Here is a 16,765-nt window from a genome sequence, read left to right as displayed (position 1 = left end):
GACGCGATGACACAAGCAATGAAGATTGCCGCAGTACAAATGGTCTCCACTCCCGTGGTCGAGGAAAACCTTGCGACCGCCCGCCGCCTCGTCGCACAGGCGGCGCAGCAGGGAGCGGGGCTCGTCCTGCTGCCCGAATACTGGCCGATCATGGGCATGAAGGAAAACGACAAGCTGGCGCACGCGGAAGAGCCCGGCTCGGGGCCGATCCAGCAATGCATGGCCGAGCTGGCAAGGGAACACCGCATCTGGCTGGTCGGCGGCACGCTGCCCATCGTGGCGCAGGAGCCGGGCAAGGTGCTGAACACGCTGATGGTTTACGACCCGCAAGGCCGGCATGCGATGCGTTACGACAAGATCCATCTGTTCAGTTTCACCAAGGGCGAGGAAAGCTATGACGAAGCCCGTACCATCGTGCGCGGCGAAGCCGTCAGCACCTTCGAAGCACCCTTCGGCAGGGTAGGTCTTTCCGTCTGTTACGACCTGCGCTTTCCCGAGCTGTACCGGGCGATGGGCGACTGCGCGCTGATCGTCATGCCGGCCGCATTTACCCATACCACCGGCCAGGCGCACTGGGAAATCCTGCTGCGCGCGCGCGCCATCGAGAACCAGTGCTATGTGCTTGCCTCGGCACAGGGCGGCAAGCATCCCAACGGGCGCCGCACCTGGGGGCACAGCATGGTGGTCGACCCGTGGGGCGAAGTGGTCGGCGTCCTGCCGGAAGGCGAAGGCGTGGTCATGGGCGAGATTGACCCGGAGCAATTGCAGCGTGTGCGCGCCAGCCTGCCGGCACTGAAACATCGCAAGCTGTAGAACCCTGCCGACCGTAGCGGTGCCGCCAGGCGCCGCGGCAGGCATGACGGTTGCTCCGCATGCCGTACACTGCAGGGCGGCAGATGCACTACAATCTACGCATCGAAAACCGCCGCAGCCGCTCCTCGACTGCAGGCCCGAGAAAGCCATCATGAAGCCATTCGAACCGAACCTCCAATCCCTCGCCATTGCCCGCGACGTCCTGCTGACGCCTTTCGGCCTCGATGAATCCCAGCTGGTCAAGACCCTCGACGCCATTTTTACCCACAAGGTCGATTACGCCGACCTCTACTTCCAGTTCACCAAGAACGAAGGCTGGAGCCTGGAAGAGGGCATCGTCAAGACCGGCAGCTTCTCCATCGATCAGGGCGTCGGCGTGCGTGCGGTTTCCGGCGACAAGACGGCGTTTTCCTATTCCGACGAAATCTCCGAACGCGCGCTGCTCGATGCTGCGGCGGCCACCCGTACCATTGCCCGCCAGGGCGCCGGCAAGATAAAAGTGGCGTCTTCTGTGCAGCCGGTCGGCGGACGTTCGCTTTATCTGCCGAACGATCCGCTCAATTCCCTCGATGCCACCGAGAAGGTGCGCCTGCTCGAAAAGATAGAGCGCATCGCGCGCGCCAAGGACCCGCGCGTGGTGCAGGTCATGGCGGGCCTGGCCGGCGAATACGACGTCGTGCTCGTCATGCGCAGCGACGGCGTGCTGGCGGCCGACATCCGTCCGCTGGTGCGCATTTCCGTGACCGTGATCGCCGAGCAGAACGGACGCCGTGAAGTCGGCTCCAGCGGCGGCGGCGGACGTTACGACTATGCCTACTTCAGCGATGAGCTGCTGGAAAAATATGCTTCCGAAGCGGTGGCGACCGCGATCGTCAATCTCGATGCGCGTCCCGCGCCCGCCGGCCCGATGACGGTCGTGCTCGGTTCCGGATGGCCGGGCGTGCTGCTGCATGAAGCCATCGGCCACGGCCTCGAAGGCGACTTCAACCGCAAGGGCTCCAGCACCTTCTCGGGCCGCATCGGCGAACGCGTCGCCGCCAAGGGCGTGACCGTGGTCGACGACGGCACCATTGCAGACCGCCGCGGTTCGCTCAACATCGACGACGAAGGCAATCCGACACAGTGCACCACGCTGATCGAGGACGGCATCCTGAAGGGTTACATCCAGGACACCATGAACGCGCGCCTGATGAACATGCCGGTGACCGGCAACGCGCGGCGCGAATCCTATGCGCATCTGCCCATGCCGCGCATGACCAACACTTACATGCTGGGCGGCGACAAGGACCCGCAGGAAATCATCGCTTCGGTGAAGAACGGCCTGTATGCGGTCAATTTCGGCGGCGGCCAGGTCGACATCACCAACGGCAAGTTCGTGTTCTCGGCGAGCGAAGCCTACATGATCGAAGGCGGCAAGATCAGCTATCCGGTCAAGGGCGCAACCCTGATCGGCAATGGCCCGGATGTCCTGAATCGCGTGAGCATGATCGGCAACGACATGCGTCTCGACAGCGGCATCGGCGTATGCGGCAAGGAAGGCCAGAGCGTTCCCGTGGGCGTGGGACAGCCTACGCTGCGCATCGACGGCGTGACGGTGGGCGGCACTGCCTAGGGCAGACTTCCCTTTAACACTGCAACAGTAAGGCGCGGTGCCGAAGCAATTCGGCACCGCGCTTTTTTTGTGCAGCCACCAAGGGCTGCAGCCGGATCGCCTGCACCGGCGAAGAGCTTTGAAGAAGGCTCTTCAAGCAGCCCGGACAGCCATTGGCTGCCGGGCTTGTTCCCGGACGATCAGGTACCTGCAGCCGGTGCAGCCGCGCCTGCGGTCGGCGTCGCCGTACCGGCATCCGGAGTTGTTGGATCAGGCGTCGGAGTGGCTGCTCCTGCAGCCGGCGTCGCTGCGCCAGCAGCGGGTGTGGTGGCATCCGGGGGCGGCGTGGTTGCCCCTGCTGTTGGCGTAGTCGTATCTGCAGTCGGTGCCGTCGGTGCAGTCGGATCTGGCGCCGGAGCGGGCGTGCCTGCCGCCGGCGTGCTTGTATCCGCAGTCGGAGTGGTCGAACCTGCGCCCGGTGTCGTTGTGCCTGCAGACGGTGTAGTCGTACCAGCGGCCGGTGTGCTTGCGTCGGCGGTTGGCGTGCCTGAACCCGCAGTCGGTGTGGTCGTACCTGCTGCAGGCGTGCTTGCATCAGTGCCCGGCGTGGTCGATCCTGCCGGCGTGCCTGAGCCGGCAGGCGGCGTAGTCGTACCAGCGGCCGGTGTGCTTGTATCCGCGCCCGGGGTGGTTGCACCGGCACCAGCAGCTGGATCAGTCGTTCCGGTTGGCGTGGTCGCCGCCGGCAGGCTGTCGTTCAGCTGTGCAGCTTCCTGGAGATGGGCTGTCAGCACGGGCAGATTTGCCGTTGCGAATGCCTTTTGTTCCGGATCGGATTCGTTGGCAGCGCGGTCGGTGAACAGGGCCACGGCAACCTCATGCAGGCGCACGTTCTCGGCCGTGTATGTGCGATTGAAGTCGTCGCCTGACTTCGGCAGAAGCGTGCGATAGGCGATCACGCCTTCAGCCGGCAGCACCTTTGTTGGAAGCACGACGTTTTCCTGGCCGGCCAGCTGCGCGACCGCCGTGTTCTGCTTGCCGTGATCCTCCACCATATGCTGCGCATACCGGCGTACGGCTTCGTTGGTGGCACGCTGCGGTGTGGCGAGGGTGGCGAGCAGGATCTCATTGACGTTGCTCTGGAAGGCCGCCGCCAGGAACGAGGGCTGGATGGATGCATGGAGGTCGGTCGCTTCCTGCAGATGGGCCTGCAGCCTCGGCAGCGAGGCTGTCGCCAGGTTGCGTACCTCGGTATCCGTGCCGGAAGTCGATTGCGCCTGGGTCGCACCGACGTCGCCGAGGTGGACGATGACGTTCTGGCTCATGTAGGCCTTGTTGAAATCCGCTCCGCTCAGCTGTGCGAGACTTTCTCTGGGAACCGCATGTTCAACCGGCAGCGTGCCGGCTTGGGGCAGCGTCAGATTCCTCGCCTGCGCGATTGCGGCGATCTGCTGATTCAGCTCCGTATGATGCGCGATCATCATTTGCGCATAGGAGCGCACTGCCTCGACCTGCGACTTTTCCAAAGCCAGGTTGGCGAGGCTGATTTCGCCAAGGCCGTCTTCGTACGAACCGACGAGGTATGCTGCCGGATCGATAGAGGCGTCGAGTTCCTTCGCGGTGAGGAGCTGCAACTGCAGCAGCGGCAAGGTGTTCAGTGCAAAGGCCTTGATCTGCGCATTGGTCGCTCCGTTCGCCTGCTCATTGAATCGGGTCACGTATTGCCTTTGCTGCTGCAGGCTCTGCTGCAGGTAAAGTCGGTCAAGCTCTTCGTTCGATGTCGTGCCGGTCGGATTGGCGGATGGAGTCGCGCCTATCGTTGTTGCGCTGTTGCCGGTAGTCGTGTTTTGCGTACCGGCAGTGGTACCGGTGGTGCTGGTTGAGCCTGTGGCACCGGCAGTGCCGGTGGCGCCGGAAGATGTTGCGCTCGCGGGGAGCGTGACATTGTTGGCCTGAGCGAGCTGTGCGAGCGATGTATTGAGCTGATTGTGATTGTCGATCAGCAGCTGGGCGAAACGACGGACGTCTTCATTGCTCGACCGCTGCAATGCCGCCTGCGCCTGCTGAACGATGGCCGTTCCGCTCTGCACGGATTCGGAAAGGAAGGTGCTTTCGGCAGCGGTAACGGTCGATGCAGGAGTGGTCGTCGGCGTGGTCGTGTCCGGGGTTGGAATCGGTGCACTGCTCGGTGCAGGGCTCGAAGGTGCCGGAGTTGCAGGCTGTGAACTGGCTACGGCGGCATCGTCGTTGCCTCCACCGCATGCGGCAAGAAGTGCGGTCAGCAGAAGGGGTAAAGCCTTTTTCATTGGGTGCTCCACGTCGAATTTGTTCAGGTCCGTCTCTGACGTGAAGCAGCCGGCACATGTTCGATGCCGAAATCCTGTTCTTAATCGGGCTTAATCTAAATCAAATACCTGACATCCGTGCCGGGAATTTAAAAATCAAACGAGAACTTATTGAAGACAACGGCACCTTAACCCGGTTATATGCAGCAGCGCTTCCTTGATTCTCGCCCTCTCAAGTCAAGAGGGCCGGACCGCCATGTCCTGCGCTTGCGGGAAGCGCCTTTCAAGGAGCCAATGACAATAGCCGCCAAGCTGCGCGCTATGTCATGTTTCATACATTGGATGGCGGTGACGCAGAGGATGTTCCCAGGGCCTGAGGTGCTTCATCCGCCAAGGCAAACAGATTTCATGCGCTCTCTGTGGAAGGCGTTGTCGATGCGAGGCGTGAAGTCAGGCGGCAGGCATGTTTGCTTAACGCCGCAGGCTGCTGCGTTCAGGACCTCGGCCATAACCATGACCGTGATGATGGTGATGATAGTAAGGCTGCGGCTGATACTGAATCACCGGTCCCGGCACCACATAATGCACCGGCGGTGGCGGCGCCTGGTACTGGTAATACACCGGCCTGTCGGGAAAGGCAGAAGGCGGCGGCCCGTAGATGTATTGGGGCGGTTCATAAACGACGACGGGTGGCGGCACATAGACAGGTACGCCGCTGCCGACCGATAACGACCACTGGACATTGCCGCCGGCGTGTGCCGGCGGAAGTACTGCGCATAAGGCGCCGGTTGCGGTCAGGACTAGCAAAGAGGTTTTCATGGCAATGACTCCTTCATCCATTCATGATAATGGACAAAATTGCCGGTGCAATGCGAATTCGCTGCCGAATGCCCTGCCGGTCAATTCCGGTTGCGCCGCTGCATCAGGATTGTCAGGAAAGAAACAGCCTGACGAAGCGCCCGGCTTCCTTGCGGGAAGCGTGCCCGCTGCGATCAGTCGGACCAGAGCTTGCCGCCGGTGGCCCAGTTCTCCTTCTTCACATCCTGGATGATGATGTCCACCGACTCCGGCTTGCAGCCGAGCGTGGCGACCGCCGCCTCGGTGACGGCCTTGACGAAGTCGCGCTTCTGTTCGGTAGTGCGGCCTTCAAACATTTCAACGTGGATGGTGGGCATGGAAACTCCTTGCAGGTGATTAATTCTTGTAGGCGGGGGAAAGCTGGTCCAGCTGCCTGAGTAGCGCCGGCCATTCCAAGGCGCCTTCCGGCGAGCCGTCTCCGATCAGTTCGAGATGAGTCCTGGCGCAGGTGGCGGCATCGGGCATGACAAGACGCGTGCCGCCGGACTGGGCCTTGATCTGTATCTCGCAGGCCTTGTCGAGGGTATCCATCAAAACAAATGCTTCGGCGACCGTGCGGCCGCAGGTGAGGGTGCCGTGATTGCGCAGCAGCATCGCAGGATGGGAGCCGAGCTTTTCGACGAGGCGCTCTTGCTCGTTCGCCGACAAGGCGAGTCCTTCATAGGCGTGATAGCCGATCTGTTCGTAGAAGCGCAAGGCATGCTGCGACAGCGGCAGCAGGCCGGCTTCCTGCGCTCCGACCGCGATGCCGTTGACATTATGCAGATGCATCACGCATTGCGCATCGGCGCGCGCGGCATGGACGGCTGCATGAATGGCGAAGCCGGTGACATTGATGCGATAGCCGTTGCCGCCGATGATATTGCCCTGCAGGTCGATCTTGACCAGATTCGATGCGGTGATTTCATCGAAGCGGTAGCCGAAGGGATTGATCAGGAATCGTCCCGGCTCATCGGGAACGGCCGCCGAGATGTGCGTGTAAATGAGATCGTCCCATTGCCTCAACGCGCACAGCCGGTAGCAGGCGGCGAGGTCGCGGCGCACCTGCCATTCCTGTTCGCTGATCTCGCCTGCGGCGAGCGTGGCACCGCGATGGGTAAAGTTCGATTCCGTCATTCTCCGATTCTTCCTGACCTTGGCTTCCCGATGCAATGACCGCCGCACAAAGCAAAACGCCCGGCGGTGCCGGGCGGTGCAGCGATGCGCAGCTGGCGGTATCAGAAGCGGTGACGCACGCCGACGCCGAAGCTGTTGCCGTTGTTGGTGCGGGTGATGCGGTCGTTCATGTAGACCGCATACACGTCCGTCCGCTTGGACAAGTCGTAATCATAACCCACTGCGGTGGTGGTGCGCTTGACGTCGGCGCCGATGGCGGTGCCTTCGCGCTTGGTCTGCGCCCACGCCACCTGCACCTTGCCCGGACCTGCAGGCACGGTGGCGCCGAGCGACAGGGTCTTGTCGTCGAGGTCGATGTTGTGCGAAGTCTGGCCGTAGGTGGCAAACAGCTTCGCTGCAGTCAGGTCATAGCTGCCGCCGACCATCCATGCAGTCTGGCGCGCTGCGAACAGGCCCGAGGCGAGCGGAATGTTGCCGGCCGGCTGCACATTGCCCACCGGGGCATTGAGCGGGTTGTTGATCTCGACGTTGTGGTAGAACGCGGTCAGTGCGAGGGGACCGGCAAAGTAGAGCGCATTGATGCCGATGTTGTTGCGGCCGGTGCTGCCTGCGATCTCGCCGAACTGGTAGTGGATGTTCGCGGTCAGGCCGCCGAAATTCGGCGTCTGGTAGCGGATCGAATTGCTCCAGCCGGTATCGCCGGCGACCGAGTTGGTCCAGCCCGATGCATTGAACAGCGGTACGTCCGCATGCAGGATCAGCGGCGCGAACTGGTAGGAGTCGCCGAAGGGATTGAACAGGATGGTGGGCAGGAAGTGGGGCGCCAGCTCACGGCCGAGGGATACCGCACCGAAGCTGCCCGACAGGCCGACGTTCGCATCGCGCGACCACAGCGTATCGCCGGGGAAGCGGCCCTGCACGCCGGTGTCGGCCTGGATGAAGCTCGTCAGCAGAAAGTTGGCCTTGAGGCCGCCGCCCAAATCTTCCGAACCCTTGAAGCCGAACCAGGAAGTCGTCATGCCGCCGCTGTTGACCACCGAACGCGAGCTGGCATCGCCGGCGCTGCGCATTTTTCCGGCATAGACATCGACCAGGCCGGTCACGGTGACATTGGTTTGGGCCATCGCCGGTACGGCGGCTGCGCCGGCAAGCGCGGCGCCGATCAGCAGGGTTTTCAGTGTGCGGCTTTGTTGCATGACGTCTCCATTGTGATGCGGTTTTAATAATGAACCGGGCAACGGCCCGGACCTCTCCCGGCTGCCCTTGTTGCTTGTGTGCATTATTTGAGGCAGCCATTCTACTAATCATTCCCCCAGACAGGTTGGAGGAATGACACTACTTAGTTGTGTTGTAGTTTTCTTGCATCACCGCGATGCCGGTGGCGCCGGGCCAGTCATGTGCCCGGTGCGGACATCAGGCTTCGATCGCTTCCAGTGCATCCTGACGGGTATCGCGGGAATGAACTTGCTTGCCGGCGCTGTAGGTGGCGGCGATTGCGCGGTCATCGCCCAGCAGGGCGAAGGCGAACAGCAGTTCTTCCAGGCTTTCGGTGCGTGCCGTGCGGCGTGCCAGCAGCGGCGTGGCCTTGGGATCGAGCACCACGAAATCGGCTTCGACGCCGGGCGCGAAATTGCCGATGGTGCCTTCGAGCTGCATGCTGCGCGCGCCGCCCAGGGTGGCCATGTAGAACATGCGCAGCGCGGGCAGGTAGGTGCCGCCCATGCGGGCTACCTTGTAGACCTCGTTCATGGTCTGCAGCATGGAGAACGAGGTGCCGCCGCCGACGTCGGTGGCCAGCGACAGCGGCACCTGCGCCGCATCGGCGCGGGCGAAATCGAACAGGCCGCTGCCGAGGAAGAGGTTGGAGGTCGGGCAGATCGATGCCGCCGACTGCGTCTCGCGCATGCGGGCGCGGTCATGGTCGTCCAGCCAGATGCAGTGGGCATACATCGCCCGCGGCCGCATCATGCCGTAGTGGTCGTAGACGTCGAGGTAGCTGCGCGATTTCGGGAACAGCGACTTCACCCAGGCCACTTCATCGGTGTTTTCCGCCACATGCGTCTGCAGGAAGGTATCGGGATAGGCGCGCGCCAGTTCGCCGGCCAGCTGCAGCTGCGCCTCGGTGGAGGTGGGCGCGAAGCGCGGCGTCAGCGCATAGAGCTGGCGGCCGTGCTTGTGCCATTTGTTGATCAGTTCCTCGCTGTCGCGCGCGCCGCCTTCGGCGGTATCGCTGAGGAACTCCGGGCAGTTCCGGTCCATCATGATCTTGCCGGCCACCATGCGCAGGTTGCGCTTGTCGCTCTCGCCGAAAAAGGCATTCACCGACGACGGATGCACGGTGCAGTAGACCATCGCCGTTGTCGTCCCGCAGCGCAGCAGCTCGTCGAGGAAGAAGCTCGCCACTTCGCGCGCATGCTCGCCGTCGGCGAACTTGCGCTCGGTGGGGAACGTATAGGTTTCCAGCCAGGGCAGCAGGCCAGGCGCCGGCGAGGCGATCATGTCGGTCTGCGGATAATGGATATGCGTGTCGATGAAGCCGGGCACGATCAGCTTGCCGCGATAGTCCTGCACCTTGACTCCGTCCGGCACGGCATCGCGCAGGCGGCTGTAGTCCCCGGCGGCATGCACCCGGCCGTTGTCGATAATGAGCAGTCCATCCTCATGCCACGCATGGGCCTTGTCGTCGAAGGCCGGGTCAGCGGTGAAGTGAAGAATGCTGGCGCGGTAGGCCTGGCAGGCGGGCGATGCTTTGGTCGTGGTCATTGACTGCTTTCTCTTGCTTGTTTCTGTTGCTTTGTATTGAATTCAGATGGCTTCGGCGGTTTCCGCGTTTTCCGATATGGGCAGGAGGCGGCTTGCTGCCTGCTCCTCGGCTTCCCAGACTTGCAGCAGCTGTGCGCAGACGGCTGTCGCAATTACCGCCGGCTGCTTGCCGGTGATGCCTGCAATGCCGATCGGGCATACCATGTCGGCCAGCCGCTCGTCGGAAATACCGCGCTCGCGCAGCCTGTGCTCGAACTGCATGCGCTTGGTCTTCGATCCGATCAGGCCGAACCAGCCGGCGTCGTTCCGGCGCAAAATGGCCTCCGACAAACGCTGGTCGAGCGCATGGCTGTGCGTGAGCACCAGGAAGGACGAGCCGGCGGGCGCCGCATCGACGATGGCTTCGGGTATATCAGTGGCTTCCACCTTCACGTTGGCGGGAATATCGTCCGGAAACATGTCGTCGCGCTCGTCAACCCAGGTAACGTGGCAGGGCAGTTCTCCCAGCATGCGCACGATCGCCGCGCCGACGTGGCCGGCGCCGAACACGACGAGGTGGGGACGATGGGGACGGCAGGGGTCGGCCAGCCAGCGCTTTCCATTCCGGTCTTGCATCACATGGCAGCCGTGCGACCGGTCAGGCGCCGGCGGAACCGGAAGGCCGTCGGTGACGGGTTCGCCGCGCGCGTCGAGCAGTACCGGCGGATAAACCTCGTCCAGCGGCACCATGCGCCAGCTGTCCTGCCTGTCGCGCCAGCGGCTGCTCAGCAGGCTGCCGTAGGCGGGCGACGAGGCAATGACGCGCTCGAACGCGAGGTGCACGACGCCGCCACAGCACTGGCCGAGACTGGGGCCGAGCGGGAAGCGCTCGATGCGCCGCAGCGCCGGAAGATGCCCGGCCGGATCGGCGAGCATCCCGCGCGCCACTTCGCAGGCCCGCATTTCAAGATGCCCGCCGCCGATGGTATCGAACTGCGCATCGCGCGTGACCACCATCTTGGCGCCCGGCTCGCGCGGGCCTGAGCCCTGCACGATGGCGACCGTCACCAGTACGGCCGGCGTTGCGTCCCTGGTCAGCTTGTCGAGCGCGGATAGCCAGTTGATCATTGCCGTCTCCGAAGGCTCAGGCCGCGCCCGCGCCGGCGCGAACCGCATCCACCGCATTGAGGATGGCTTCGCTGGTGGCCGGTGCATTCAGAGGCGGATTGATCTTGTAGCCGCCGACGCTCGCTACCGCGTCGCGGATGGCGAAGAACACCGAGAACGGCAGCAGCAGCGGCGGTTCGCCGACCGCCTTGGAGCGGTGGATGCTGTCGGAGACGTTGCGGTTCTTGAACAGCTTCACATGGAATTCATCCGGACAATCCGAGATGCCGGGAATCTTGTAAGTCGACGGCGCATGCGTCATCAGCTTGCCCGCCTTGTTCCACCACAGCTCTTCGGTGGTCAGCCAGCCCATGCCCTGGATGAAGGCGCCTTCTACCTGGCCGATATCGATCGCCGGGTTGAGCGAATTGCCGGCGTCGTACAGCGCGTCGGCGCGCAGCAGCTTCCATTCGCCAGTCAGGGTATCGACCACCACTTCGGCGACGGCTGCGCCGTAGGCGAAATAGAAGAAGGGATTGCCTGTCATGGTGGCGGCATCCCAGTGCAGGCCGGGCGTGGCGTAGAAGCCATCCGACCACAGCTGGATGCGGGCGTTGTAGGCCTTGCGGATCAGCGACGGGAACTGCTCGGGAATACCGTCGATGTACACATGATTGTTGGCGAAGGTGATCTTCGATGCATCGACCTTGAAGGTCTGTGCCGCGAAGGCGGTCAGGCGCTCGCGGATCTGCCGCGCCGCATCCTGGGCCGCCTTGCCGTTCAGGTCGGCGCCGGTGGATGCTGCAGTCGCCGAGGTGTTGGCCACCTTGCTGGTATCGGTTGCGGAAACCCGCACCCGCGACAGGTCGAGGCCGAGTTCATGCGCGACCACCTGGGCCACCTTGGTATTGATACCCTGGCCCATCTCGGTGCCGCCGTGGTTGACCAGCACCGAGCCGTCGACATACACGTGCACCAGCGCACCGGCCTGGTTCAGGTGGGTGAGGTTGAAGGCGATGCCGAACTTTACCGGCGTGATCGCAAGTCCCTTTTTCAGCACCGGGCTGCCGGCATTGAACGCCTGCACCTCGGCACGGCGCCTGCGGTATTCGCTGGTCTGTTCGAGCTCGGCTACCAGTTCATGGATGACATTGTCCGCCACCTTCTGGCCGTACTGGGTGACGTTGCGGCCTTCCTCGTCGCTGCGGCCGTAGAAGTTGATCTTGCGGACGTCGAGCGCATCCTTGCCGAGATTGCGGGCGATTTCATCGATGATGTATTCGATCGCAATCGCGCCCTGCGGACCGCCGAAGCCGCGAAAGGCGGTATTCGACTGGGTATGCGTCTTGCCGCACATGGCCACGATATCCACGTCCGACAGGTAGTAGGCATTGTCGAAGTGGCAGACCGCTCGGGTCGCCACGGGGCCCGACAGGTCGGCGGAATAGCCGGCGCGCGACACCATCTCGACCTTGGCGGCGAGAATACGGCCTTCGTCGTCATGGCCGATCTCGTACTCGTAGTAGAAGCAGTGGCGCTTGCCGGTGACCATCATGTCGTCGTCGCGGTCGGCGCGCAGCTTGACCGGGCGATTGAGCAGCGAAGCGCTGATCGAGGCCGCCGCCGCCCACAGGGCCGACTGCGATTCCTTGCCGCCGAAGCCGCCGCCCATGCGCCGGCATTCGACCACGATGTTGTGCGAATGCAGGCCGAGCGCATGCGCGATCACATGCTGCATCTCGGAAGGATGCTGGGTCGAGCAATACACATGCATGCCCCGGTCTTCCTTGGGGATCGCATAGGAGATCTGCCCTTCGAGGTAGAACTGCTCCTGTCCGCCGACATGCAGCTCGCCCTTGACGCGATGCGGCGCCTGCTCGAATGCGCGCTTGAAGTCGCCGCGCGCCAGATGCATCGGCGGCAGCACGAAGGATTGCGCATCGCGCGCTTCCTGCGGCGTCAGGATGGCCGGCAGCTCTTCATAGTCGACCTTCGCCAGGCGGGCAGCGCGGCGGGCATTGTCGTGCGTGTCGGCGACGACGATGAACAGCGGCTGGCCGACATATTGCACCAGGCCGTCGGCGAAGATCGGGTCGTCATGGATGATGGGGCCGCAGTCGTTGGTGCCGGGAATGTCCTTGGACGTATAGACCGCGACCACGCCGCGCGACTTCTTCACTTCCGTGAGGTCGATGCCGTGCACTTTCGCATGCGCCTTCTGCGAGAGGCCGAGCGCGGCATGCAAAGTGCCCTGCAGCTCGGGGATATCGTCGGTATAGGTAGCCTCGCCGAGCACATGCAGCACTGCCGATTCATGCGGGTGCTGCTTGCCGACCTCCGCCCAGTTGGCGGGGGGTGTGCCGGCTTTGTCTTGCTTGAGGAAGGCTTCGGTCTGTGTGTTCATCTTGATCTCTCTTTCCCCGCGGTTCAGGCGCAGGCGAAGGCATTGACGGCATCGGCGGCCAGCGGCGCGTCGGTCCGTGTCTCGTACCAGAAGCGGCGCAGCAGGTTTTGTGCGGTCTTCATCCGGTAGGCGCTGCTGGCGCGCATGTCGGTCAGCGGCGTGTAATCCTGCGCGAGTGCGGCCATGGCATCATTGAGTGCGGCTTCGTTCCACTCGCGGCCATTGAGCGCGGCTTCGGCGCGCGGCGCACGGCGCGAGGTGGCGGCCATGCCGCCGAAGGCGATGCGTGCCTCCCTGATCACATTGCCGTCGAGGCTGATGCAAAAGGCGGCGCATACCGCGGAAATATCCTGGTCGAAGCGCTTGGCGAGCTTGTAGGTGCGGAAGCGGCGCTCGCCCTGTTGATTGGCCTGGGGCAGCGGCACGCGCACTGCGGTCACCACTTCTTCCGGACGCAAATCCTTTTTCTGATAATCGAGATAGAAGGCTTCCAGCGGCATGCTGCGCTGGCCGTCCTTGCCCTGCAGGACGATCTGCGCGCCGAGCGCGATCAGCCAGGGCGCCGAGTCGCCGATGGGCGAGCCGTTGGCGACATTGCCGCCGAGCGTGCCGGCATTGCGGATCGGCAGCGAGGCAAAGCGCTGCCACAATTCGGACAGCTCCTGCGGATAGTGCTTCGCCAGCGCGGCATAGGCATCGTTGAGCGTGACGGCGGCGCCGATTTCCAGCTGGCCGTCTTTTTCCGCCAGGGTCTGCAGTTCGGCGACCTGGTTGATGTAGATGATGTCGCCTAGATTGCGCATCTGCTTGGTGACCCACAGGCCGACGTCGGTGGAGCCCGACAGGATGGTCGCGCCGGGCTTTTCGGCGCGGATGGCAACCAATTGCTCCAGCGTGGTCGGCACATGGAAGGACTGGCCCTCGAAGGTATAGGTCAGCATCTCCTGGCGCTGGATGGCCTGCAGCGAAGCCGAGAGCGCTTCGCGGTCGAACTGCACCTTGGGCAATTCCAGCATGCGCTGGGCGGCGTCGATGATGGGGCGGTAGCCGGTGCAGCGGCAGAGGTTGCCGGAGAGCGTGTCGTCGATTTCCTTGCGCTGCGGCGCGCAGGACTTGCCTTCCTGCTTCAGGTACAGGCCCCACAGCGACATCACGAAACCGGGCGTGCAGAAGCCGCATTGGGAGCCGTGGCAGTCCACCAGGGCCTGCTGCACCGGATGCAGTTCGCCGCCGGCCTGCTTCATGTCTTCCACGGTGAACAGCGCCTTGCCGTCGAGCGTGGGAACGAACTGGATGCAGGAATTGACGGACTTGAGTTCGACGGTGCGGTCGTTCCTGAGCTCGCCGATCACGACCGTGCATGCGCCGCAGTCACCTTCGGCACAACCTTCCTTGGTGCCGGTGCAGTGATGATGCTCGCGCACATGCTGCAGGATGGTCTGTGTCGGCGGCACATTCGAGATGGTCTGGACTTCACCGCGATAAAAGAAACGTATGGGTTGCGACATGCTCTCTCCGCCTTTGCGTATTGGATGCAGGATTTTGTAACGCTAGGTTAGCATCGGTCGTCGTTCCAGCTATAAGGACATGCTGATGTTGAGTATCCGAAACCTGCAATATGGTTAACCGCGCCATGCCCGTTTGTGCCAAATACAAGGTCCTGCGCAAATTTTGCCTCTTTGCCGGACGCTCGTTTCCGCTTTTATCATGCAAGAATGCTGCCGCCCTGTTAGTGTGCAACGCGCATAGTTGGTATATCCGCGTGCATATAGCGCTGCAGTATCTGCTGCGCGGCTGGACCTGCGGTGAAGAAGGGAAAAATAGGGGAGGTGAAGCGTCAGCGAAGTTGCCGGAAAGGCAAGGAGCCTTTCCGGCGGTGGTCCAAACCTGCTCAAACCTGTCTGCTCGACATCCTCGTGCTCAGGTACAGGGAGTACAGCGCCGACAACCCGACCAGCGCATAGACCACCCGCGCTATCCTGCTTCCCTCACCGAAAATCATCGCCACCAGATCAACGTTGAACAAGCCCACCAATCCCCAGTTGATACCGCCGATGATCAGCAGCAACATCGGAATCCACTCCAGGGCCTTCATCCGTTTCTCGCTGTGCACTTGCGTTGTCCCGTTCCTGCGATCGGGAATATGGCGTCGTTCGCCATGGGTCAATGTCGCCATGTTGGCCTCCTTATAGCAAAAACATCGTGAAACAACAGCCGTCGCAGCCGCCTTTCCGGCGGTCCGGACGCGAGGCCAAGCCGGATGCAAGCACCGTGCCGAACGGCTGATGGATGGCCTCTTTGAAAGTCCTGGCATCAAACGCGGAGCAGGGGGAGGAAAGACAAAAGCCGGCGGCTGGCCGGCTTCTGCCTTGCGTCGGGTGCTATCGATTCGAAAAACTATTCCGCGCCGAGATAGACATAGCGGAAAATGAAGATCGCCGCGATGATCCAGACGATCACCGGCACTTCCTTGGCGCGGCCGGTGAACAGCTTGAGGCCGGAATAGGCGATGAAGCCGAAGGCCACGCCGTTGGCGATGGAATAGGTGAACGGCATCAGCAGGGCGGTGATCACCGCCGGCACGCTCTCGGTGGTGTCGTCCCAGTCGATATCGGCCAGTTCGCGCAGCATCAGGCAGGACACGTAGAACAGGGCGGGGGCGGTCGCATAGGCAGGGACTGCGCCGGCCAGCGGAGCGATGAACAGGCAGGCCAGGAACAGCACGGCCACGGCCACGGCCGTCAGGCCGGTGCGGCCGCCGGCCTGCACGCCAGCCGCGCTCTCGATATAGGCGGTAGTACTCGAGGTGCCGAGAAAGGCGCCGCCGACGATGGCGGTGCTGTCGGCCATCAGGGCCTTGTTGAGGCGGTCCATCTTGCCTTCCTTGAGCAGGCCGGCGCGGTTGGCCACGCCCATCAGGGTGCCGGTCGCATCGAACAGCTCGACCAGGAAGAACACCAGCACCACGTTCAGGATGCCGATCGAAAGCGCCGACGAAATGTCGAGCTTGAACAGGGTCGGGTCGATGGACGGCGGCGCCGAGACGATGCCGGCGAACTTGTTCCCGCCGAAGAAAAAGCTGAGCACCGTCACCGCGATGATGCCGATCAGGATCGCGCCGCGCACTTTCAGGCGATCGAGCGCGACGATCAGGAAGAAGCCGACGATGGCCATGATCGGCGCCGCCGCATGCAGGTTGCCGAGAGTGATGTAGGTCGCCGGATGAGGAGCGATGATGCCCGCGTTCTTCAGCGAGATGATGGCAAGGAAGAGGCCGATGCCGGCGGTGATCGCGGTCCGTATCGAATGCGGAATGCCGTTGACGATCATTTCCCGGATGCGCAGGATGCTGATGATCAGGAACAGAATGCCGGAAATGCAGACCGCGCCCAGCGCCGCTTCCCAGGTATAGCCCATGCCCTTGACCACGCTGTAGGCAAAATAGGCATTCAGGCCCATGCCCGGCGCCAGCGCGATCGGATAGTTCGCATACAGCCCCATGATCAGGGTGCCGAGCGCCGCCGCGATGCAGGTGGCGACGAACACCGCATCCTTGGGCATGCCGGCGTCGCCGAGGATGGAGGGGTTCACGAAAATGATGTAGGCCATCGTGAGGAAGGTGGTGAGGCCGGCCAGCAGTTCCGTCTTTACGTCCGTCCCCTGTTCCTTCAGCTTAAAGTACCGCTCCATCAAACTCATCTCTCTTCTCCTGTGGGTGTCGCTGTTGCATTGTTGTCATCGCTTCGCGCCTCGGCATTCAGCGGCATCAAATGATCGCATCCGTGTGTCATGTATTCGGCAGCTCGTTTGAAACGCAATTCATGCTGCCTGGCCGCCGATCTTGCGCCT

General features: G+C 62.8%; 14 protein-coding genes. 3 read left to right on the top strand and 11 right to left on the bottom strand.

The features are described from left to right. Positions 1-6 precede the first annotated feature (6 nt). Both IGW03_RS15340 and tldD read left to right on the top strand, forming a co-directional pair. Positions 7-813 carry a carbon-nitrogen hydrolase family protein gene (locus IGW03_RS15340; RefSeq protein ID WP_194723434.1) on the top strand — a complete coding sequence of 269 codons (807 nt, stop codon included), beginning with the start codon at positions 7-9 and terminating at the stop codon, positions 811-813. Positions 814-964: 151 nt separating this feature from the next. Further along, positions 965-2,425, top strand: coding sequence for a metalloprotease TldD (tldD, locus tag IGW03_RS15335; RefSeq protein WP_194723433.1), 1,461 nt, complete (start codon positions 965-967; stop codon positions 2,423-2,425). Positions 2,426-2,604: 179 nt separating this feature from the next. Here tldD and IGW03_RS15330 read toward each other — a convergent pair whose 3' ends face one another. Further along, a complete protein-coding gene (locus IGW03_RS15330) occupies positions 2,605-4,710 on the bottom strand; it encodes a DUF4142 domain-containing protein (RefSeq protein WP_194723432.1) in 2,106 nt (701 codons plus the stop codon). Positions 4,711-4,766: 56 nt separating this feature from the next. Here IGW03_RS15330 and IGW03_RS15325 point away from each other — a divergent pair, with 56 nt between their 5' ends. Beyond that, positions 4,767-4,910 carry a hypothetical protein gene (locus IGW03_RS15325; protein ID WP_194723431.1) on the top strand — a complete coding sequence of 48 codons (144 nt, stop codon included), beginning with the start codon at positions 4,767-4,769 and terminating at the stop codon, positions 4,908-4,910. Between the two features lie 250 nt (positions 4,911-5,160). Here IGW03_RS15325 and IGW03_RS15320 read toward each other — a convergent pair whose 3' ends face one another. From IGW03_RS15320 to IGW03_RS15275, 10 genes are all read right to left on the bottom strand, one after another. Then, positions 5,161-5,508 (bottom strand): hypothetical protein, encoded by a 348-nt coding sequence (locus IGW03_RS15320; protein ID WP_194723430.1) that lies wholly within the window; start codon positions 5,506-5,508, stop codon positions 5,161-5,163. 173 nt (positions 5,509-5,681) lie between these two features. Beyond that, positions 5,682-5,864 carry a 4-oxalocrotonate tautomerase gene (locus tag IGW03_RS15315; RefSeq protein WP_194723429.1) on the bottom strand — a complete coding sequence of 61 codons (183 nt, stop codon included), beginning with the start codon at positions 5,862-5,864 and terminating at the stop codon, positions 5,682-5,684. 19 nt (positions 5,865-5,883) lie between these two features. Further along, positions 5,884-6,663 carry a class II aldolase/adducin family protein gene (locus IGW03_RS15310; RefSeq protein WP_194723428.1) on the bottom strand — a complete coding sequence of 260 codons (780 nt, stop codon included), beginning with the start codon at positions 6,661-6,663 and terminating at the stop codon, positions 5,884-5,886. Between the two features lie 101 nt (positions 6,664-6,764). Continuing rightward, complete coding sequence (locus IGW03_RS15305) at positions 6,765-7,859, bottom strand: porin (RefSeq protein WP_194723427.1); 1,095 nt, start codon at positions 7,857-7,859, stop codon at positions 6,765-6,767. Between the two features lie 217 nt (positions 7,860-8,076). After that, positions 8,077-9,426, bottom strand: coding sequence for a guanine deaminase (gene guaD, locus IGW03_RS15300; protein ID WP_194723426.1), 1,350 nt, complete (start codon positions 9,424-9,426; stop codon positions 8,077-8,079). 42 nt (positions 9,427-9,468) lie between these two features. After that, on the bottom strand, positions 9,469-10,533 hold the full coding sequence (gene xdhC / locus IGW03_RS15295) for a xanthine dehydrogenase accessory protein XdhC (protein ID WP_194723425.1): 1,065 nt from the start codon (positions 10,531-10,533) through the stop codon (positions 9,469-9,471). A gap of 16 nt (positions 10,534-10,549) precedes the next feature. Continuing rightward, a complete protein-coding gene (gene xdhB, locus IGW03_RS15290) occupies positions 10,550-12,916 on the bottom strand; it encodes a xanthine dehydrogenase molybdopterin binding subunit (protein WP_194723424.1) in 2,367 nt (788 codons plus the stop codon). Between the two features lie 23 nt (positions 12,917-12,939). Beyond that, entirely contained in the window at positions 12,940-14,424 is a 1,485-nt protein-coding gene (gene xdhA, locus IGW03_RS15285; RefSeq protein WP_194723423.1) for a xanthine dehydrogenase small subunit, read from the bottom strand. A gap of 383 nt (positions 14,425-14,807) precedes the next feature. Continuing rightward, a complete protein-coding gene (locus IGW03_RS15280) occupies positions 14,808-15,092 on the bottom strand; it encodes a DUF378 domain-containing protein (RefSeq protein ID WP_194723422.1) in 285 nt (94 codons plus the stop codon). Positions 15,093-15,313: 221 nt separating this feature from the next. Next, entirely contained in the window at positions 15,314-16,615 is a 1,302-nt protein-coding gene (locus IGW03_RS15275) for an NCS2 family permease (RefSeq protein ID WP_194723421.1), read from the bottom strand. Positions 16,616-16,765: the final 150 nt, after the last annotated feature.

The sequence above is a fragment of the Noviherbaspirillum malthae genome, from assembly GCF_015352985.1.
GTDB classification, from domain to species: Bacteria; Pseudomonadota; Gammaproteobacteria; order Burkholderiales; family Burkholderiaceae_D; genus Noviherbaspirillum; species Noviherbaspirillum malthae.
Note: the sequence above shows the minus strand (reverse complement) of the source record. Positions and strands in the feature narration are given on the sequence as shown.